Source organism: Nonomuraea sp. NPDC001636 (genome assembly GCF_040298265.1).
Classification (GTDB): Bacteria; Actinomycetota; Actinomycetes; order Streptosporangiales; family Streptosporangiaceae; genus Nonomuraea.
This window is the reverse complement of the sequence record NZ_JBEOZT010000024.1, coordinates 52,486-70,582: the sequence shown is the minus strand read 5'-3', so window position 1 is coordinate 70,582 and position 18,097 is coordinate 52,486. Positions and strand designations below refer to the sequence as shown.

General features: G+C 74.0%; 19 protein-coding genes. 5 read left to right on the top strand and 14 right to left on the bottom strand.

Annotation, left to right across the window (positions count from 1 at the left end):
* Nucleotides 1-73: 73 nt before the first annotated feature.
* Nucleotides 74-208 (top strand): hypothetical protein, encoded by a 135-nt coding sequence (locus ABT158_RS35890; protein ID WP_352361246.1) that lies wholly within the window; start codon nt 74-76, stop codon nt 206-208.
* A 153-nt stretch (nt 209-361) separates the two neighbouring features.
* Here the strand turns inward: ABT158_RS35890 and ABT158_RS35885 are convergent, their stop codons facing one another.
* The gene (locus ABT158_RS35885; protein WP_352361244.1) at nt 362-1,165 is read right to left on the bottom strand and encodes an HAD-IIB family hydrolase; all 804 of its coding nucleotides are present in this window, start codon (nt 1,163-1,165) and stop codon (nt 362-364) included.
* A 50-nt stretch (nt 1,166-1,215) separates the two neighbouring features.
* Between ABT158_RS35885 and ABT158_RS35880 the strand changes: the two genes are divergently transcribed.
* Complete coding sequence (locus ABT158_RS35880) at nt 1,216-1,599, top strand: hypothetical protein (protein ID WP_352361242.1); 384 nt, start codon at nt 1,216-1,218, stop codon at nt 1,597-1,599.
* A gap of 21 nt (nt 1,600-1,620) precedes the next feature.
* Here ABT158_RS35880 and ABT158_RS35875 read toward each other — a convergent pair whose 3' ends face one another.
* A complete protein-coding gene (locus tag ABT158_RS35875; RefSeq protein WP_352361240.1) occupies nt 1,621-2,097 on the bottom strand; it encodes a DUF2283 domain-containing protein in 477 nt (158 codons plus the stop codon).
* A gap of 127 nt (nt 2,098-2,224) precedes the next feature.
* Here ABT158_RS35875 and pyrF point away from each other — a divergent pair, with 127 nt between their 5' ends.
* The gene (pyrF, locus tag ABT158_RS35870; RefSeq protein WP_352361238.1) at nt 2,225-3,031 is read left to right on the top strand and encodes an orotidine-5'-phosphate decarboxylase; all 807 of its coding nucleotides are present in this window, start codon (nt 2,225-2,227) and stop codon (nt 3,029-3,031) included.
* Here pyrF and ABT158_RS35865 read toward each other — a convergent pair.
* The gene (locus ABT158_RS35865; RefSeq protein WP_352361451.1) at nt 3,012-4,688 is read right to left on the bottom strand and encodes a 2-isopropylmalate synthase; all 1,677 of its coding nucleotides are present in this window, start codon (nt 4,686-4,688) and stop codon (nt 3,012-3,014) included. The two genes, pyrF and ABT158_RS35865, sit on opposite strands and share 20 nt — an antisense overlap.
* A gap of 202 nt (nt 4,689-4,890) precedes the next feature.
* Between ABT158_RS35865 and ABT158_RS35860 the strand changes: the two genes are divergently transcribed.
* Entirely contained in the window at nt 4,891-5,589 is a 699-nt protein-coding gene (locus ABT158_RS35860) for a FadR/GntR family transcriptional regulator (RefSeq protein ID WP_352361236.1), read from the top strand.
* Nucleotides 5,590-5,632: 43 nt separating this feature from the next.
* Here ABT158_RS35860 and ABT158_RS35855 read toward each other — a convergent pair whose 3' ends face one another.
* The 11 genes from ABT158_RS35855 to ABT158_RS35805 all read right to left on the bottom strand — a co-directional run bounded on the left by ABT158_RS35855 (nt 5,633) and on the right by ABT158_RS35805 (nt 16,740).
* The gene (locus ABT158_RS35855; protein WP_352361234.1) at nt 5,633-5,851 is read right to left on the bottom strand and encodes a hypothetical protein; all 219 of its coding nucleotides are present in this window, start codon (nt 5,849-5,851) and stop codon (nt 5,633-5,635) included.
* Nucleotides 5,852-5,909: 58 nt separating this feature from the next.
* Nucleotides 5,910-6,803: a ribokinase gene (rbsK, locus tag ABT158_RS35850; RefSeq protein ID WP_352361232.1), complete on the bottom strand. Its 894-nt coding sequence runs from the start codon at nt 6,801-6,803 to the stop codon at nt 5,910-5,912.
* Nucleotides 6,800-8,140: an ADP-ribosylglycohydrolase family protein gene (locus tag ABT158_RS35845; protein WP_352361230.1), complete on the bottom strand. Its 1,341-nt coding sequence runs from the start codon at nt 8,138-8,140 to the stop codon at nt 6,800-6,802. The genes rbsK and ABT158_RS35845 overlap by 4 nt, the downstream gene beginning before the upstream one ends.
* A complete protein-coding gene (locus ABT158_RS35840; protein WP_352328141.1) occupies nt 8,137-9,276 on the bottom strand; it encodes an ADP-ribosylglycohydrolase family protein in 1,140 nt (379 codons plus the stop codon). The genes ABT158_RS35845 and ABT158_RS35840 overlap by 4 nt, the downstream gene beginning before the upstream one ends.
* Nucleotides 9,273-10,232 carry an ADP-ribosylglycohydrolase family protein gene (locus ABT158_RS35835; protein ID WP_352361228.1) on the bottom strand — a complete coding sequence of 320 codons (960 nt, stop codon included), beginning with the start codon at nt 10,230-10,232 and terminating at the stop codon, nt 9,273-9,275. The genes ABT158_RS35840 and ABT158_RS35835 overlap by 4 nt, the downstream gene beginning before the upstream one ends.
* A gap of 6 nt (nt 10,233-10,238) precedes the next feature.
* Nucleotides 10,239-11,204: an ADP-ribosylglycohydrolase family protein gene (locus tag ABT158_RS35830; protein ID WP_352361226.1), complete on the bottom strand. Its 966-nt coding sequence runs from the start codon at nt 11,202-11,204 to the stop codon at nt 10,239-10,241.
* Nucleotides 11,201-12,511 carry an ABC transporter substrate-binding protein gene (locus tag ABT158_RS35825; protein WP_352361224.1) on the bottom strand — a complete coding sequence of 437 codons (1,311 nt, stop codon included), beginning with the start codon at nt 12,509-12,511 and terminating at the stop codon, nt 11,201-11,203. Before ABT158_RS35825 ends, ABT158_RS35830 begins: the two co-directional genes overlap by 4 nt.
* Before the next feature lie 12 nt (nt 12,512-12,523).
* Nucleotides 12,524-13,342: a carbohydrate ABC transporter permease gene (locus ABT158_RS35820; RefSeq protein ID WP_352361222.1), complete on the bottom strand. Its 819-nt coding sequence runs from the start codon at nt 13,340-13,342 to the stop codon at nt 12,524-12,526.
* Nucleotides 13,339-14,253 (bottom strand): carbohydrate ABC transporter permease, encoded by a 915-nt coding sequence (locus tag ABT158_RS35815; protein WP_352361220.1) that lies wholly within the window; start codon nt 14,251-14,253, stop codon nt 13,339-13,341. The genes ABT158_RS35820 and ABT158_RS35815 overlap by 4 nt, the downstream gene beginning before the upstream one ends.
* The gene (locus ABT158_RS35810; protein WP_352361218.1) at nt 14,250-15,281 is read right to left on the bottom strand and encodes a LacI family DNA-binding transcriptional regulator; all 1,032 of its coding nucleotides are present in this window, start codon (nt 15,279-15,281) and stop codon (nt 14,250-14,252) included. Before ABT158_RS35810 ends, ABT158_RS35815 begins: the two co-directional genes overlap by 4 nt.
* A 232-nt stretch (nt 15,282-15,513) precedes the next feature.
* Nucleotides 15,514-16,740, bottom strand: a complete 1,227-nt coding sequence (locus ABT158_RS35805) for an MFS transporter (RefSeq protein WP_352361216.1) — start codon at nt 16,738-16,740, stop codon at nt 15,514-15,516.
* 23 nt (nt 16,741-16,763) lie between these two features.
* Here ABT158_RS35805 and ABT158_RS35800 point away from each other — a divergent pair, with 23 nt between their 5' ends.
* Entirely contained in the window at nt 16,764-17,999 is a 1,236-nt protein-coding gene (locus tag ABT158_RS35800) for an ROK family protein (protein ID WP_352361214.1), read from the top strand.
* The last annotated feature ends 98 nt before the right edge of the window (nt 18,000-18,097 follow it).

Genomic DNA, 18,097 nt, shown 5'->3' with positions numbered 1-18,097 from the left:
GGGCTGGGCGGCGCCGGCGGCGTCCGCCTCGGCCGCGGCGCCTGCCCAGGGGCCGCGGCCGCTCATCGGCGACGTGGTCGTCTTCAACGACGAGATCGTCGAGCCGGTGTCGCTCCCGGTGAGCACCTGCGGCGGCCTGCTGCCGGTGCTCAGCGGCGCGCCCACCGGGTGCGAGGGCACGTCCAGGGTGTCGGACGACGACGCCTGAGCTCCCCGGCGCCCGCCCGCGGGGGCGGGCGGGCGCCGGACCCCGGCCGGATCAGCCATGGAGGCGTTCAAGAACCCTGGCCGGATCAGCCGTAGAGGCGTTCGAGAACCCCGGCCGGATCAGCCGTAGAGGCGTTCGAGAACCCCGGCCGGGTCAGCCGTAGAGGCGTTCGAGGACCTCGGCCACCCCGTCCTGGTCGTTGGAGGACGTGCGGTGCCCGGCCGTGGCCAGCACCAGCGGGTGGGCGTTGGCCATCGCGTAACCGGCCCCGGCGAAGGCCAGCACGGCCAGGTCGTTGGGCATGTCGCCGAACGCCACCACCTCGGCGGGCGCGACCCCGCGGGCCAGGCACAGCTCGGCCAGCATGCCCGCCTTGGTCACGCCCGGCGCGCTGACCTCCAGGAGCCCCGGCACCCCGGAGTGGGTGACCTCGGCCAGCTCTCCCACGGCCGCCGCGGCCAGGGCCGACATCTCGTCGAGGGTGTGCGCGGGCGAGAGCACCAGCAGCTTGACGATCGGCTCGCCCGCCTCGAACGCCGAGGCCACCTCCCGGTAGTGCGCCACGTCGTGCTCGACCCGTCTGGTGTAGCCGGCCTCGGTGAGCACGCCCGTGCCGGTCTCGACGGCGAAGGCCGCCCCGGGCAGGGCCGCGGCCAGGCTGTCGGCGACCTTCCTGGCGGCCTGCGGCTCGATCGTGCGGCTGGCCACGATCCGCGCGGCGGCCAGGTCGTACAGGAGGGCGCCGTTGCTGCAGATCGCCAGGCCGGTCAGGCCCGCCTGGCCGGCGATGGCGTGGATGGAGCGCGGCGGGCGGGCGGTCACGAAGACGATCTCCGCTCCGGCGGCGCGGGCCAGGCCCAGGGCCTGCCGGGTACGCGGGGAGACGACGCCGGCGGAGGTCAGGAGGGTGCCGTCGAGATCGGTGGCCACGATGCGGGGCGGGGTGGCGGGGGTCACGTCCCCACCGTAGATGCCGGCCGGAAGGGGCTCAGGGGTAGGGTGCCCTGGTGTCTTCCAATGCGGGGCGTTTCGCCCGGTCCGGGCCGCGTCCGGACGACCGGGTCGCCTCCGTCTTCCGGTTCGCCTCGGAGCTGGTCGCCTGGGTCGCGGCGCCGTGGGCGCTGCTTCCCGGGTCGGTGTGGCAGGCCGTGTTGTCGGTCGTGGTGCTGATCGGGCTGCCGACGGTGTTCGCCACGCCCGGCGACAAGCGGAGCGTGCTGGTCGCCGTGCCCGGGTTCGTGACCGTCGGGCTGGTCGCCCTGCAGCTCGTGGTGGCGGTGGCGGCGGCGTGGGTGGCCTGGCACGCGGTCGTGGCGGCGGTGGTCACGGTGCTGGCGGTGGTCACCGTGGTGCTGGAGCTGCCGCGCTGGCGCTGGCTACTGACGGGCTGAGCGGCCGCGCGTCCGCAGCTCTCAGAGGCGCATCTCGGCGGGGAGGCGGGTGGCGGCGTTGAGCAGCTCCAGGCCGAGCAGGTCGCCCGAGGCCCCGTAGTCGAGGACGACGTCCTCCGACACGGTCTGCCGTACCGCCTCACCTGGCACGATTTCGTGCTTCATCGCGATATAGGCGATGTTTTGTTCCTTGTTCCAGCTGACGTACACGGTCCGGGTGAGCTGGCGGTCCGGCGGGGCGTCGTCCGGCCGGAGCAGGCCCTCCTTGGCCTCGGGCGAGCCGGCCAGCGCCGCGCGCACCATGGCCAGCGCCACCTCGACCGCCTCCAGCGAGTCGCGCCCGGCCGCCCGGCGCTCGTGCTCCCACCCGGCCAGCCCGTCGATCCGGTACGGGCACGCCCACTCCCCCGCCTCCTCGTACGGCATGCCGACGGCGACGGTCACCTCGCGCGGCGGGACGGTCTCCAGCACCAGCACCCGCTGGGCGATCTCGTACATGCCGCATCATCTACCCAGGCGCCCGCTTCCGGAAGACCCACTGGCCGAGCCATATCATCCGGGGCCGATGCGTTCCGGCTTCCGGCAGCGGCGGGTTAGTGTGCGTTAGGGTCGCAAGGGGGCCTAGATGAACGAGTCGTTCGGCACACGTCTGCGTGCCAGGCTGGACAAATTCGGCCCGCTCTGCGTGGGCATCGATCCGAGCCCGGCGTTGCTCGACGCCTGGGGCCTCGACGACTCACCGGGCGGCCTTGAGCGCTTCAGCCGCACGGTGGCCGACACGATCAGCGACGTGGCCGCCGTGGTCAAGCCGCAGTCGGCCTTCTACGAGCGCTGGGGCAGCCGCGGCGTCGCCGTCCTGGAACGCACCATCGCCGATCTGCGCGAGGCCGGCACGCTGGTGCTGCTCGACGCCAAGCGCGGCGACGTCGACACCACGATGGCCGCCTACGCCGAGGCCTACCTCGACCGGGGCAGCCCGCTGGCCGCCGACGCGGTGACGCTCAGCCCCTACCTGGGGTTCGGCTCGCTGGAGGTGGCGATCACCTCGGCGGTGGCCAACGACGCCGGCGTCTTCGTGCTGGCCCGCACCTCCAACCCGGCGGCGGCCGGACTGCAGCAGCGGGTGGCCGACCTGGTGATCGCCGGAGCCGCCGCGGCCAACGCGGGCCACGAGCCGTTCGGGCCGGTGGGAGTGGTCATGGGGGCCACGCTGCCCGCGCTCGACCACTCCCTGGCCGACCTCAACGGCCCGATCCTGGCTCCGGGGCTCGGCGCGCAGGGCGCCTCGCCCGCCGACGTGGGCCGGCTGTTCGCCCCGGTACGCGGCTCCGTCGTGCCGTCGGTCTCCCGGGCCGTGCTCGCCGACCCGCGACGGCTGCGGTCGAGGACCCTGCAGTACCGGGACGAGTGCGTCACGTACCTGACGTACTGAGCCGGCCGACGGCGGCCAGCACCGCCCGTACCGACGCGGTGAGCACGGAGGTGTCCTGACCGGCGCCCCAGCCGATCACCCCGTCCACCCGGGCCTCCACGTACGCGACGGCGCTGCTGCCCGTCCCCGGGTCCACGGCGTGCTCGGCGTAGTGCAGGACGTCGACCTCGACGCCGTCCCCGGCCAGCGCGGCGGTCAGCGCGGACAGCGGCCCGTTTCCGGTGCCGCGCAGCACCCGCCCCGACTCCAGGACGCCCTCGAACTCGTGCGTCCCAGGCGCGGTCTCGGCCGTGCGCCAGGAGGCGAACCAGGAGCGCTCGCCGGGCGCGATGTAGGTGGCGTGGAACAGCGCCCGCAACTCGTCGGCGGTGATCTCCTCGCCGCTGTCGTCCGTGGCCCGCTGCACCGTCGCGGCGAAGTCGATCTGCAGGCGGCGCGGCAGGTCGAGGCCGTGGCGGGCGCCCAGCAGGTACGCGATGCCGCCCTTGCCCGACTGGCTGTTGACCCGGATGACCGCCTGGTAGCCGCGTCCCACGTCGGCCGGGTCGATGGGCAGGTACGGCACCTCCCACGGCGCCAGCTCCGGCGGCACGCCCAGCTCGGCGGCCCGCGCGGCGTGGTGGGCCAGGCCCTTGCCGATGGCGTCCTGGTGGGTGCCGGAGAAGGCGGTGTAGACCAGGTCGCCGGCGTAGGGGTGGCGGTCGTGCACGGGCAGGCGGTTGCAGTGCTCGACGACGCGCCGGATCTCGTCGATGGCGGAGAAGTCGATCATCGGGTCGACGCCCTGGGAGTGCAGGTTGAGCGCGAGGGTCACCAGGTCGACGTTGCCGGTGCGCTCGCCGTTGCCGAACAGGCAGCCCTCCACCCGCTGCGCCCCGGCCAGCACGGCCAGCTCGGCGCAGGCCACGCCGGTGCCGCGGTCGTTGTGCGGGTGCACCGACAGGATCACCGAGTCGCGGCGGTCGAGGTGGCGGTGCATGTACTCGATCTGGTCGGCGTACACGTTGGGGGTGGCGATCTCGACGGTCGCGGGCAGGTTGTGGATCACCGGGCGGTCCGGGGAGGCGTCCCAGAGGGCGGTCAGGCCGTTGCAGATCTCCAGCACGTAGTCGGGCTCGGTGAGGTTGAACACCTCGGGCGAGAACTCGAAGCGCACCGGGAGCCCGTCGGCCAGGCGGGCGATCTGGCCGGCCGCGTCCATGACGAGCTTGCGCAGGGCGTCGCGGTCGTGGCCGAGCACCACGTTCCGCCAGGTGGGCGCGGTCGCGGTGTAGAGGTGCACGACCACGTCGGGCAGGCCGCGGATCGACTCGAAGGTGCGCTCGATCAGGTCCTGCCGGGCGGCGGTGAAGGCCACCACGGTCACGTCGTCGGGCACCGCGCCGGGCTCGGCCAGCTCCCTGAGGAAGTCGAAGTCGAGCCTGCTGGCCGACGGGTAGCCGACCTCGATCTCCTTGAAGCCCATGCGCACCTGGAGGTCGAACAGGCGGCGCTTGCGCGCCGGGTCCATCGGCTCGGCCAGCGCCTGGTTGCCGTCGCGCAGGTCGACCGGGACCCAGAGCGGGGCGGCGGTGATGCGGCGCGAGGGCCAGGCGCGCTCGCCGGTCAGGGGCACCTCGACCCGCTCGTGCGCGGGCCGGTAGCGGTGGGAGGGCATCGCGCTGGGGCGCTGCCGGTTCCATGCGTACACGTCTTCGTTCCTTCTTCGGCGTTCGGACGACCGGCAGCACCTCGCACACCGCGGCGGGGTGCCGGTCCGGTCAGGCCCCGCCGCGGCGGCCGAGAAGAAGGAGACCGTACGACGACATGGCGGCTACACTAACCACAACACAGGTCCTCAGACAACCTGAGAGGTGCACATGCCGCTCGGCGCCCTCCGCCGCAGCCCCCTGGTCGACCAGGCCGTCCAGCACCTGCGCGAGCAGATCACCGAGGGCCACTGGCCGGTCGGTACCCGGCTGCCCGGCGAGAACGCGCTGGCCAAGACGCTCGGGGTGGGCCGGTCCACGGTCCGCGAGGCGCTGCGGGCGCTGGCCGGGGCCGGGCTGGTGCGGGCGCGTCAGGGCTCGGGGGTGTTCGTCATCGCCTCGGAGCCGGCCGAGGACTGGCCCGCGCGGCTGCGCCGGGCCGCGATCACCGACGTGTACGAGGTCCGCATGATGGTCGAGACCCAGGCGGCCAGGCTGGCGGCGGCCCGGCGTACCGACGAGGACGTCGCGGCGATGGAGGCCGCGCTCCAGGCCCGCGAACGGGCGGCGGGCGAGGACGACGCGGCGTTCGTCGACGCCGACATCGCGCTGCACGCGGCGGTCGTGGCGGCGGCGGGCAACCCCGTGCTCACGGACCTGTTCGCCGAGTTCGCGCCGGCGTTGCGGGAGGGGCTGATCGACATGGTGGGGCTGCTGGAGCTGCGCGGGCACGACCGCAACCCGGGGCACGACGCGCACGCCGCGCTGGTGGCGGCGGTCCGCGACGGCGACGCGGCGGCGGCCGGCGACCTGCTGCAGGCCGAGCTGGAACAGACCCTCGCCCGGCTGCACACGCAACCCGGCGCCTGACCGTCGCCGGGGCAGGCGGTCCCGGGTGCATCAGGCGGCCAGGTCAGGCGGTGGGGCCGGCGTCGGGGCGGATGACGTCCTCGCCTTCGTCGTCCTCCTCGGGCGGCTCCTCCGGGACGGGCTCCTCCAGCTCGTCGGGCGGGTCCGCGGACAGGGGGCGGCGGGTCCTGGGCGATCCCGAGGCGGACCGCTCGGCGACCACGTCGCTCTCCCCCTCCACGCCTCCCACCGCCGCGGGCAGGTCGTCGGGCTTTCGGTTCATGGCCCCCACCTGCCCGTGACGGCGTCCCATGACGCCCGGCCGGACGTCAAGGGACGGGCTAGGACAGCTCCCGCAACGCGTCCTCGATCTCGGCCCTGACCGGCATCGACGTGCTGGCGCCCGCCCGCTGCACCGACAGCGCCGCCGCCACCGAGGCGAAGCGCAGCGCCTCGGCCGGGGCCAGCCCGTCGGCCCGCGCGACCGCCAGCGCGCCGACGAACGTGTCACCGGCGGCCGTGGTGTCCACCGCCTTGACCTCGATCGCGGGCACCCGCAGCCGCTCGCCCGAGCGCGCGCCGTAGAGCGCGCCGCGCGAGCCCAGCGTGATGACGGCCTCCTCGACGCGTTCGAGGAGCGCGTCGAGGGCGGCGTCGGGGTCGGCCTGGCCGGTGAGGTCGGCGGCCTCGTGCTCGTTCGGGACGATCATGGTGACCGCGTCGAGCAGCTCGTCGGGCAGCGGCTGCGCGGGCGCCGGGGTCAGGACGGCGGGCACCCCGGAGACCCGGGCCGCCTCCGCGGCGGCCACGACGGCCTCCATGGGCAGTTCGAGCTGGAGCAGCAGGGCCCGCGACCCGGCGATCGTGGCCAGGTCGCCGCCGGACGGCCCGGTCACGGTGCCGTTCGCGCCGGGCACGACGATGATCGAGTTGCCGCCGGCGTCGTCGACCACGATGTGCGCGATGCCGCTGGGGCCGGGCACCTGGCGCAGGCCGCGGACGTCCACGCCGGCCTCGGCCAGGGTGGAGCGCATCTCGGCCCCGAAGGCGTCGTCGCCGACCGCGCCGAGGAAGGCCACCTGCGCGCCGGCTCGGGCCGCGGCGATGGCCTGGTTGGCGCCCTTGCCGCCGGGCACGGTCCGGAACCGGTGACCGGTGACCGTCTCGCCCCGCTTGGGGGCCTGGGATACGTACGCGACGAGGTCCATGTTGGCGCTGCCGAAAACCGAGATCATGGGGCCATCATCTCCTGAGTACGTCGCGCCAGTTCGCCGAGCCCCACCCCGTCGAAGCCGGTCAGGCTGCTGGCCAGGCTGTCGCGCATGAGCCAGCGGTCCGGTACGCCGCCGTTCAGCGCGCCCGCCACGGACCCCGCCGTGGCCCCGGCCGAGTCGGTGTCCCAGCCGCCGGCGACCGCGCCCGCGATCGTGGCGGTGAAGTCGCCCGCGCCGTGGACCAGCGTGGCGGCCACCAGCGCGGCGTTGTTGATCGTGTGCACCCAGTGCAGCGTGCCATGCCGCTGGTGCAGCAGGTCGATGACACGCTCGAAGTCCGGCTCGCGGGCGGCGTCGGCGACGGCCAGGCTGACCGCCTCGTGCAGGCGTGACTCGCGCGGCACGACCGACAGGCCCGCCTCGACGGCCTCCCGCGCCGATTCGGCGACCAGCGAGGCGGCGCACATGGCCGCGACGAACATCGCGCCGTAGATCCCGTTGGCGGTGTGGGTCAGCCGGGCGTCGCGCCAGGCCAGTTCGGCGGCCGTGGCGGGGTCGCCGGGGTTGGCCCAGCCGTAGACGTCCGTCCTGATGAAGGCGCCGATCCATTCGCGGAACGGGTTGCGGCGGGTGGCCGTCTCCGGCGGCTCGAAGCCGTCGAGCAGGTTGCGGTAGGCGACCCGCTCGGCGGTGAACGTGCGGCCGGCCGGCAGCTCGTCCAGCCACAGCTTGGCGACGTCCTCGGTGGTGAAGCCGCGGCCGTGCCGCTCCAGGACGGACAGCGCCAGCAGCGGGTAGTTGAGGTCGTCGTCCTCGGGGATGCCGTCGATGTTCTCGGCCAGCGAGTTGACCGCGCTGCGCCGGTTCCACGGCCACCTGCGCGCGATCTCCTCTGGCAGGCCCTCGGCGGTGAACCAGCCGGTGATCGGCCAGTTGCCGGTGGCCTCGGCGATCTGCCTGATGCCCGCGCGCGGGATCTTCTCCACCGGCTTGCCCAGCACGCAGCCGGCCGCCCGTCCCTGCCAGGCGCCCAGCAGCCGCGCCGGGTCCGCCTTCGCCGCGGTCCGGGCCGACGGCCAGTCGGGGCAGGCGGCGACGATGGCGTCCAGGTCGGAGGGCTCGGCCAGCGGCGAGGGGATCGCGGCCAGCTCGTCCAGCAGGCTCTCGGCCAGGGGACGCAGCCGGGCCGCTGCGGCCTCGGAGGCGCCGGCGCGCGGCGGGGCGTCGTGGCCGCCCGCCGCGTGCCACCGTCCGGCCAGCTCGCGCACCTGCGGCAGGTCGCCCCTGCCGTCCTCGCCGGCCTGGCGCAGCTCGTGGCCGACCAGGTCCTCCGGCTGGACCCAGGTGAGCCTGATCATCGAGCGTCCAGCTCGGCGAAGGCGGCCTCGTGGGCGCGCCGCCGCGCCAGGTCGTCGGCGTGCACCCGGCGCGCCACCTCGGCGATCGCCAGGCCGGGCGCGACCAGGTCGGTACGGCTGGCCGCCCCCACCTGCTCCACCCACTGCGCGGGCACCGCGGACAGCCCCCCGAGGGCGCCCGCGATCGCTCCGCCCATGGAGGCGATCGAGTCGGCGTCGCGGCCGTAGTTCACGCCGCCGAGCACGGTGTCGCGGACGTCGCCCTTGGCCGCGACCAGGAAGCCCAGTGCCAGCGGCAGCTCCTCGATGCTGTGCACCCGGCTCGGCCGGCGCGCGCCGAGCCCCTGGTCGCGGTAGGTGTCGGCGACCGTGTCGAAGGGCCGTACGGCCGCGCGCAGCACCTCGAAGGAGCCGTCCCAGTGGCCGACGCCGGCCGCGGCCTCGCAGACCGCCTCGATGGCGGCGCGGGTGCCGTCCTTGGCCAGGCGCAGGCAGGCGGCGACCACGGAGTCGACCGTGGCGCCCGGCCGCATGGCCTCGGCGACGGCGGCGGCCATCACGCCGGCGGCCTCGCGTCCGTAGCTGGACTGGTGGGCCCCGGTCAGGTCGACGGCCTCGGCGTAGGCGGCGTCGGGGTCGGCGGCGTTGACGATGCCGACGGGCGCGACGTACATGGCCGCGCCGCAGTTGACGATGTTGCCGACGCCGGCCTCGCGCGGGTCGACGTGCCCGTAGTGCAGGCGGGCCACGATCCACTTCTCGGCCAGGAAGATCCGCTGCAGCGGCAGCGCCTCGGCCTCCAGCTCGGGGATCCACCGCCGCTCGCCCATCAGCTCCGGCACGAAGTGGTCGGCCATCGCGTACGCGCCCAGGTGCCCGCCGACCTTCTCGTACACGCGGATCAGGGCGTGCGTCATCAGGGTGTCGTCGGTGATGTGCCCGTCGCCCTTGTGGTACGGCGCGATCGGCCGGGCGTTGCGCCAGTCCTCGTTGTACGGCGGCACGATGCCCTCGACCCGGCCCCCGTACCGCTCCACGATCTGTTCGGGGGTCCAGCCCTCGGTCGCGCCGCCCAGCGCGTCACCGACCGCCGCCCCCGCCACGCAGCCAGTGGCCCTGTCCTCAAGCGGCGTCATGCGATTCCCTTCGTCAGTTCGATCAGATCCTTGCCCGCCAGCTCCGGCAGGCAGCAGCCCGCCAGCGTGCGGGCCGGCGCGAGCCACCCCTCCGGGATCGCGCCGTACCCACCGGCGGCCCCCGCCAGCGCCCCGGTCAGCGCGGGCGCCGAGTCGGCGAGCGCCGACAGGCAGGCGGCGGCCGGGACGGCGCGGGCCAGGTCGCCCTCCGCCGCCTCGGCCAGCGCCAAGGCGACGGGCACCGTCTGGGCGGCGCCCACGCCGTAGCTGTAGACGTGGTCGAGCAGCGCGGCGTCCAGCGCGGGCACCGCGCCGAACGGGTCGCCCGCCTTCCGCGCCGCGGCCAGCGCCACCCGGGCGTTGTGCCCGATGGCGGTGTCGCCGGGCAGGACGGCGAGCGCCGCCTCCACGGCCTGGCCCACCGAGCCCGACGCGACCGCGGCGGCCACGGCGGCGGCCATGGCCTGGGCGCCGAGCAGGCCGTCCCCGGCGTTGGTCACCTGGGCGTCCTCGGTCGGGTCCTGGCCCAGGGCCCCGAACGCGACCGCGCGCACGGCGGCGGCGTCGTCGAAGTGGTGGGGGTTGTCGTGCCCGGAGGCCGGCGGCTCGACGCCCCTGGCCAGGTTGTCCAGCGCGGTGGCCACCGAGATGCGCGCCCGGACGCCGGTCAGCTCCCGGAACGCCGCGGCCCGCGGCCGGTCGATCGTCAGCAGTGTCCAGGCCAGCCATTCGGCGTCGTCGGACGGCCCGACGGCCAGCGGCGCGATCGGCTGGTTGAGCGCGAACGGCACCGGCAGCGTGGTGACCCGGTGCTCCTCGGCGAAGGCGTCCAGCTCGCGGTGCAGGCGCCGGCTCCAGGGCGCGTGCAGGGCGGCGCGGTGCCTGGCCGCGGGCCAGCCGGCGGCGTCGCCCACGGCGAGCCCGATGAAGGCCCCCCTGATTCTGTCCCCCGACATGATGATCTACAGTCCTTCCGCCAGTTCGTCGGCGACGTCCAGCACGTGTCTTCCGGCCACGACGGGCAGGCATTTCCCGCTCACCGGGCCGATCCGGGCGGCCCATCGGCCGGGCACGCCCTGTTCTCCCTGGATCGCGCCGGCGACCGCGCCGGCGATGGCGCCGATCGTGTCGGCGTCCCGGCCCAGGCTGACCCCGAACGTCACCGTGGCCTCCACCTCGCCGCCGCCCGCCAGGACGGCGCCCAGCGCCAGCGCGACGGCCTCGGGCGCGAGGTCGGTCCAGGGGTAGTGCCGGACCACGACGGCCTCGTGCAGCGCCTCGATGAGGGCCAGCTCGTCGTCCGCGCCCGTCGCGAGCACGTCGCGCGCCCTGACGATCGCGCGGGCCGTCCAGGAGTCGGCGGGGATCACCGACAGCGCGGCGGCCACGGCCTCGGCGGGCGTGCCGCCCGCCATGGCGGCGGCCACGGCCCCGGCGACCGCACGGCCGCCGAGTATGCCCTCGCCCGACCCGCTGACCAGCCCGTCCTGCTCGATCAGGCGGGCCGCCTCGGCCGGGTCGCCGGGGCAGAAGATCCCGTACGGCGCCGCCCGCATGGCCAGCCCGTCGGACCAGCCGTGCTGGTGGACGCGCCCGGTCAGCGGCGGCTCCAGCCCCCGGCGGAGCGCTTCGATCGTGCCCAGCTCGGAGAACCCGGCGCCGCGCATCGGCCCGGTCACCGACGGGATGATCTCCTGCCGGTAGGCCCGCGCGACGTCGGCCGCGGTCAGGGCGTGCCCGTGCCGGACGAGCAGGGAGGCGGCGAAGATGGCGTACTCGGTGTCGTCGGTGCCGCCGCCCTCGATCTCGGTGAGCCGGCCCCACCGCCGCCGGATCTCCGACGGCGACAGGTTCTCGGCGGGGGCGCCGAGGGCGTCGCCGGCCGCCAGGCCGAGCAGACACCCCCGGGCCCTCAGGCGATGAGTCACTGCTGGTACCGCTCCAAGACCTGGTTGCCGTCCTCGACGAGCCGCTTGGCCGCGTCGTCGATGGTGATCTTATTGGCGAAGTACTCCTGGAGGACCGGCGTGGCGACCTTGCTCTTCCACTCGTCGAAGCCGTTCACCTTCAGGAACGGGGCCACGACCAGGTTCTTGGCGGAGGCGGTGGCGACGTCCCAGCCGTTGTCCTGGGTGGTCATCGCCGGGTCGGCGGCGGCCGTCTGGGAGGTCGGCAGCAGCCAGTCGCCCTTGGCGAGCTTGGCCTGGTTGGCGCCGTTGAGGAAGAACGAGATGAACTTCATGGCCTCGTCCGGGTGCTTGCTGTCCTGGGCGATCGACAGCGTCTGCGAGACCGCGCCCTGCTGGGCGCTGGTGCCCTTCGGCGCGGGCAGCGTCACCCAGTCGAAGTCGTCCGGGGCCTGCTCGGCGACCTGCTGGCGCAGGTAGACGCCGGCCGGCAGCAGCGCGAACTTGCCCTTGTAGAAGGCGGGCAGCGGGTCGGCGGTGCCCTGGCCGAGCGCGGCCGGGTCGGCGGACTTGTCCTTGTAGAGCTGGTCGTGGATGCGCTGGAGCACCTCGCGCTCCTCCGGCCCGACCTTGACCGTGGTCTTGCCGTCGGCGGTCTGGAAGAACGTGCCGCCGAAGTTGAGCGCCAGGTTGAGCGTCTTGTTGACCGGCGACTTCATCGGCCAGGCCACGCCGAACGTGCCGCCCTTGGTCATCTTCTTGGCGGCCTCGGAGAACTCGTCCCAGGTCCACGGGTTGTCCGCGGTGGGGACGCGCACCTTGGAGGCGTCCAGGAGCTTCTTGTTGGCGATGATGACCTGCGACTCCTGCAGGAACGGCACGCCGTAGATGCCCTGCTCGCCCTTGCCGCCGTTGAAGGTGACGGTGTCCCAGGCGGACTGCGGGATGTCGCCCTTGAGGTCGGCGGGCAGCTTGCTCGTCAGGTCGAGCAGGTAGCCGTCGGAGGCGAACCCGGCCAGCGCCGGCGAGTCGTTGTGGATCACGTCGGGCGCGGTGCCGCCGGCGAACTGGGTGACGAGCTGGTCGTTGACGTTGTCCCAGCTGCCCTGCACGTAGGTGACCTGGGTCTTGGGGTTGGCCTTGTTCCACTCGTCGACGATCTGCTTGTTGGCCGCGACGGACTCCTTCTGCCAGGCCAGGCTGAGGAAGTTGAGCTTCACCGGCTCGCCGGACGAGGCGGCCTCTCCGCCGCCCCCTCCTCCGCTGCCGCCACACGCGGCGGCGAACGCGACGACGGCCGCCGCCGCCAATGCGGACTTGATTCGCATATGAGCCTCCTACTAGCCCTTCACGGCGCCGGCCATCAGGCCGGACTTCAGTCGCCGCTGAATGATTGCGAAGAAGATCAGGCTCGGGATCGTCGCCATGAGCGACGCCGCGGCCAGCGGGCCGAGCCTGGCCACCCCCTCGGGGCCGGTGAACCGCACCAGCGTGAGCGGGAGTGTCATCACGTCGGGGTCCTGGAGGATCACGAGCGCGAACAGGAACTCGTTCCACGACGAGATGAAAGAGAACAGCAGCGTGGCCACCACGCCGGGCGCGAGCAGCGGCGCCACCACGCTGGCGATCGAGCGCAGCCGGGTCGCGCCGTCGACGGCCGCGGCCTCCTCCAGCTCGCGCGGCACGGCCCGCACGTAGCCCTGGAGCATCCACAGCGCGAACGGCAGCGTGAACGTCACGTGCACGACGACGAGCCCCGGCAGGGTGTTCACCAGCTCCAGATCCCGCAGGATCATGAAGAGCGGGATGATGATCAGAATGAACGGGAAGACCTGGCTGACCAGCACCCACCCGATCGCGACCTTGTTGAGCAGGCTGCGGTAGCGGGCCATGGCGTACGAGGCCGGCAGCGAGATCAGCACGGTGATCACGCTGCTGAACAGCGCCACGACCAGGCTGCGGCCGGCCGCGCCGATCAGGTCCTGCTCGCCGAAGGCGTCGGCGAAGTTGGACAGGGTCGGCTCGCGCGGGAGCCACGTCGGGTCGGCCAGCGCCATCTCCTGGGGCGTCTTCAGCGCCGTCGACAGCAGCCAGAACAGCGGGAACGCCAGGAAGACGATGTACGCGACCAGCGCGACGTACTGCGGGGCGCGTCTCATCGGGTCTCCCTCATCTGGCGCCACAGGTACAGGCCGAGCACCGTGAGCACGACGATCGCCATGGCCAGGCCGAGCATCGAGGCGTATCCGGCCATCCGGTAGCGGAACGCCTCCTCGTAGGCGAACAACATCGGCAGCCGGGTCTGGCCGCCGGGCCCGCCCTGGGTGAGCACGTAGACCAGGCCGAACTGGTTGATGTTCCACACGAAGTCGAGCGAGGTGATCGACACGATCACCGGCCGCAGCTGCGGGAGCGTGATGCTCCAGAACCGCCGCCAGCGGCCCGCGCCGTCGACCTCGCCGGCCTCGTAGAGCTCCTTCGGGATGCCCTGAAGCCCGGCGAGCAGGACCACGGTGGTCTGCGGCATGCCGGTCCAGACGCCCACCACGATGATCGCGGGCAGCGCGAGCGAGAAGTCGGCCAGCCAGTTGACGTGCGTGCCGAGCAGGCTGTTCAGGATGCCCGCGTCGGGGTGGTAGACGAGCTTCCACATCAGGCCGATGACCACCGGCGGCATCGCCCACGGCACCACCGCGAGCACCCGGGCCAGGGTCCTGAAGCGCAGGTTCTGGTTGAGCAGCACCGCCAGGCCGAGCGCGGCCAGGAACTGCAGCACGGTCACCGAGACCGACCAGATCGCGCCGATCCGGAAGGAGGCCCAGAAGTCGTCGTCGGTGAGCAGCCGGCCGAAGTTCTCCAGGCCGACGAAGCTGGTCTCGTGGACGCGCGTGTTGCGGGCGTCGGTGAAGGCCAGGCCGATGCCGTACAGCAGCGGGCCGACGCTGAACAGCGCGACGGGCACCAGCGCGGGCAGCATGAGCAGCCACATCTCGCGGTTCCCGCGCGACTTGGGACGCCGCCGGGTAGGCGGGCGCCGGGGCGGTGCCGCCGTCGTCACGGTCGCGGTCACGTCCTGCCTCCCTCATGTCCGTAGGTCTCGCCCGCCGTCGAGGCCCGCACCACCAGGCGCGGCGGAACGGTGATCACGCGCGGCGCGGCGTCGTCGCCGTTCAGGCGGTCGAGCAGCAGCTCGGCGGCGGCCTTGCCGCGTTCGGCCGAGCCGAGCGAGACGCTCGACAGCGACGGCCAGGACGCGGCGGCCAGGTCGGTGTCGTCCATGCCGACCACCGCCACGTCCTCGGGCACCCGGCGGCCGGCGGCGCGCAGCACGTCGAGGGCGCCGAGCGCGATCAGGTCGTTGGCGCACATCAGCGCGTCGACGTCGGGGGCCCGGTCCAGCAGCTCGGCCACCGCGCGGCCCCCTTGCGCGCGGTAGAAGTCGCCGATCTGGACCAGGTCGTCGTCGTAGGGCAGGCCGAGCTGCTCCAGCGCCTCGCGGTAGGCCGCGCCGCGCGAGGCGCCGGGCCAGGTGTCGGGCGGGCCGTTGACCAGCGCGATGCGCCGGCGGCCGAGCGCGTGCAGGTGGTCGACGGCGAGCTTGACGCCGGTGCGCGAGTCGGCCCGTACGTTGTCCACCGGCGTGCCCTCCGGCACCGTGCCGATGATCACGACGGGCGCCCTGGCCGCGGCCAGCATCTGCAGGTGGGCGTCGGTGACCCGGAGCGGGCTCATGATCAGCCCGTCCACGTACCGCTCGCCCAGGCTGTGCAGCACGTCGATCTCGTCGGCCACGACGGCGTCGGTCGAGTGCAGGACGAGCCGGTAGCCGGCCGCCTTGAGCACCGGCTGGATCTGGCGCAGCATCGCCAGATAGGCGGGGTTGCCGACGTCGGCCATGGCGAAGGCGACCTGGTGGGTGCGCCGCGACTTGAGCGACCTGGCCACGGCGTTGCGCACGTAGCCCAGCTCGTCGGCGGCGGCCATCACCTTGCGCACGGTCTCCTGCCTGGTCGGCAGGCCGTTGAGGACCCGCGAGACGGAGGCGATCGAGACACCGGCGCGCTCGGCGATCGTGGTGATCGTGGGTCCGTCGGCCAAGGCTGTCCTTCCAAGAAGGTAAACGTTTACGGGAAAATGTCTGTAAACGTTTACCGTGTTTCGCACATGAAACCGGGCCCTCACTTCAGGGTCAAGTCACGATCCCATAACGCCAGGTCAGCGGGCATATGGAGGAAGTAGAGCGCCCGCTCCCCCGGGGTTCGGGGAAGCGGGCGCGTCAGCGGCTCAGAGCCCGGGGGACGTTCAGGCCGCCACGCGGGGCGTTCGGCCGCTACGCGGGACGTTCGGCGGGGACGGGGGCGGGCGGCGACTGCCGGGTGAGCAGGCGGATCCCCGGGGCGCCGCTGAGCGCGACCACGGCGGCCAGGACGGCCGGGATGATCAGGGCGACCGGCAGCGACTCCGTGGCCTCGGCCACGTACCCGAGGACCGCCGGGCCGAGCAGCAGCCCGCTGTAGCCGAAGGCCGTCACCATGGCCAGCGCGCGGCCCACCGGTCCACCCGCCGCGCCGACCGCGCTGAACAGCACCGGCACGACCGTGGCCAGCCCCACGCCGGCCAGCGCCCAGCCGGTCCACGCGCACACCACGCGCAGCGGCCCGCCGAGCGCCGGGGCGAGGAGCACCAGGACGTACCCCAGGGTGGCGAAGCCGCCGGCGAGCTGGATCGTGCGCACCGAGCCCAGCCTGGCCCTGATCGGGTCGCCGAGCAGGCGGACGGTCGTCATCGCGACCGAGAAGATCGTGTAGGCCAGCGGCGCGTCGGCCGGGTCGGTGTGCAGCACCCAGCGGGCGTGCAGGGCGGCCCAGTCGATGGCCGCGCCCTCGCTCAGGTGCCCGGCGAAGGCCGCCACCCCGAGCAGCGCGATCAGCGCCCACTTCAGCGTGCCGCCGCCCTCGCCGCCGTCCGCCTGCTCGCCGGCCTGCCGGGCGGCGTCGGGCAGCAGCAGGCGGCAGGCCAGCAGGTACAGGAACGGGACGACGACCGCCCCCGCCACCAGCAGCGCCTGCGGGTCGACCGAGGCCCGCAGCGCGAGGGACGTCAGCACGCCACCGGCCGCCCCGCCCAGGCTCCACGTGCCGTGGAAGGCCGAGATGATGGGCCGGCCGTAGACCCGCTCGACCTCGACGGAGTGGGCGTTGATGGCGACCTCGACCACCCCCAGCCCCATCCCGAACGCCAGCGCGAGCGCCATCAGCGGCCCGTACGAGGGGGCCAGCGCGGGCCCGAGGAGCAGCACGGCCGACAACGGCCCGCCGATCCAGGACACCCGCCGGCTGGACCACCTGTCCACCAGCCGCCCGGCCACCAGCATCGACACCAGCGCGCCGCCGGAGATCAGCAACAGGACGGTGCCCAGCCTGGCAGCGCCGAGGCCGAGGCGGTCGTTCAACGAGGGCAGGCCGGCCGCCCACAGACCCATCACGAATCCGCTCAGGGAGAAGAGACCGAAGACTCCGACACGTGCCCGTCTGGCATCAATGAGGCTTTTGTTCACGCCTAGAGCATAAGCTGGGAGTTGTGAAAAGTGCTACGACGAGCGGCGAACTTCGCGCGCACAACCGGGTCCGGCTGCTGCGCGCGGTGCACGACTGCGCGGCGACCCGTACCAGGTCGCAGCTCACCCGCGACCTCAACCTGGCCAGGGGCACGGCGTCGGTGCTGGTCGCGGGCCTGGCCGAGGACCGCCTGCTGCACGAGGAGCCCGCCGCCGGGCACACCAGGGGACGGCCCACCCAGGTGCCCGGCCCCCACCCGCTGGGCCCGCTGGCCCTGGCCGCCGACGTGCGCGAGGACGCCTGGGAGCTGGCGGCCTGCGAGCTGGGCGGACGGGTGAGCGTGCTGGAGGTCCAGCCGCACGACGGCACCCCGGAGGGCGCCCTGGCCTCGCTCGGCCAGGCGGTGTCCGACCACCTGTCGCGGCGGGTGGTCGGCCTCGGGGTGGCCCTCGCCGGCCCGGTCCGGCACGACGGGCTGGTGGACATCGCCCACCTGGGCTGGCGGTCGGTGGACGTGCCCCGGCTGCTGGGCCTCGCGTGGCGGCCGGCCGGCCCTGACCCGGTCCTGGTGGGCAACGACACGGGCCTGGCCGCCCTGGCCGAGGCCCGGCGCGGACGGCTGCGCGGCGTGCGGATGGGCCTGCACCTGCACGTGGACTTCGACCTCGGCGGCGTCCTCGTCGTGGACGGCCGGCCGCTGGACGGCGCGAGCGGCCCCGGCGCCGAGTTCGGCCACATGCCGCTGGGCGGCGGCGACCGGCCGTGCGCGTGCGGCGCGACCGGCTGCTGGGGCCAGGAGGTGGGCGCGAACGCGCTGCTGCGCCACGTGGGCCTGGCCCACGGCGGCGGCCGGGGCCGCGCGCAGGCGGAGGAGGTGCTGGCCGGCAGCCCGGAGGCGGTCGAGGCCGGGGCCCGCGCGCTCGGCCGGGGCATCGCCGCCCTGGTCAACGCGCACGACCCGGAGGTCGTCACGCTCTCCGGGCACGGCGTCGCGCTGCTGGAGCGCGCGGGCGAGGCCCTGACGGACTCCTGCCGGCCCGCGCTGATGGCCATCCGGCGGGAGCGTCCGCCCCGGATCGAGGCCGCCGCGCTGGGCTGGCGCGCCGCCCTGCTGGGGGCCATGGAGTCGGTGTTCGACGCCTTCCTGACCCCCGAAGGGCTGGAGAGATGGCGCGAAACAGGCCCCGACCAGGGCGCCGACACGCCCGGATCACGAAATGTGACGCATTCCACCCTCAAGAGGAAAATCTTGCAATAACTTCCAGCGGTACGAGCCCCGACCAGGCGATCTTGCGCCCCCCTCCCCCGGCGCTGTACGGATGGAAGGGCCCGGCGCGCTCATGATCATCGACGGGG

Excerpts from the sequence above, each read along its gene's own strand:
- ABT158_RS35875 (WP_352361240.1), bottom strand. The coding sequence starts at position 2,097 with ATGTACGAGATCGCCCAGCGGGTGCTGGTGCTGGAGACCGTCCCGCCG.
- pyrF (WP_352361238.1), top strand. The coding sequence starts at position 2,225 with ATGAACGAGTCGTTCGGCACACGTCTGCGTGCCAGGCTGGACAAATTC.
- ABT158_RS35865 (WP_352361451.1), bottom strand. The coding sequence starts at position 4,688 with ATGCCCTCCCACCGCTACCGGCCCGCGCACGAGCGGGTCGAGGTGCCC.
- ABT158_RS35860 (WP_352361236.1), top strand. The coding sequence starts at position 4,891 with ATGCCGCTCGGCGCCCTCCGCCGCAGCCCCCTGGTCGACCAGGCCGTC.
- ABT158_RS35855 (WP_352361234.1), bottom strand. The coding sequence starts at position 5,851 with ATGAACCGAAAGCCCGACGACCTGCCCGCGGCGGTGGGAGGCGTGGAG.
- rbsK (WP_352361232.1), bottom strand. The coding sequence starts at position 6,803 with ATGATCTCGGTTTTCGGCAGCGCCAACATGGACCTCGTCGCGTACGTA.
- ABT158_RS35845 (WP_352361230.1), bottom strand. The coding sequence starts at position 8,140 with ATGATCAGGCTCACCTGGGTCCAGCCGGAGGACCTGGTCGGCCACGAG.
- ABT158_RS35840 (WP_352328141.1), bottom strand. The coding sequence starts at position 9,276 with ATGACGCCGCTTGAGGACAGGGCCACTGGCTGCGTGGCGGGGGCGGCG.
- ABT158_RS35835 (WP_352361228.1), bottom strand. The coding sequence starts at position 10,232 with ATGTCGGGGGACAGAATCAGGGGGGCCTTCATCGGGCTCGCCGTGGGC.
- ABT158_RS35825 (WP_352361224.1), bottom strand. The coding sequence starts at position 12,511 with ATGCGAATCAAGTCCGCATTGGCGGCGGCGGCCGTCGTCGCGTTCGCC.
- ABT158_RS35820 (WP_352361222.1), bottom strand. The coding sequence starts at position 13,342 with ATGAGACGCGCCCCGCAGTACGTCGCGCTGGTCGCGTACATCGTCTTC.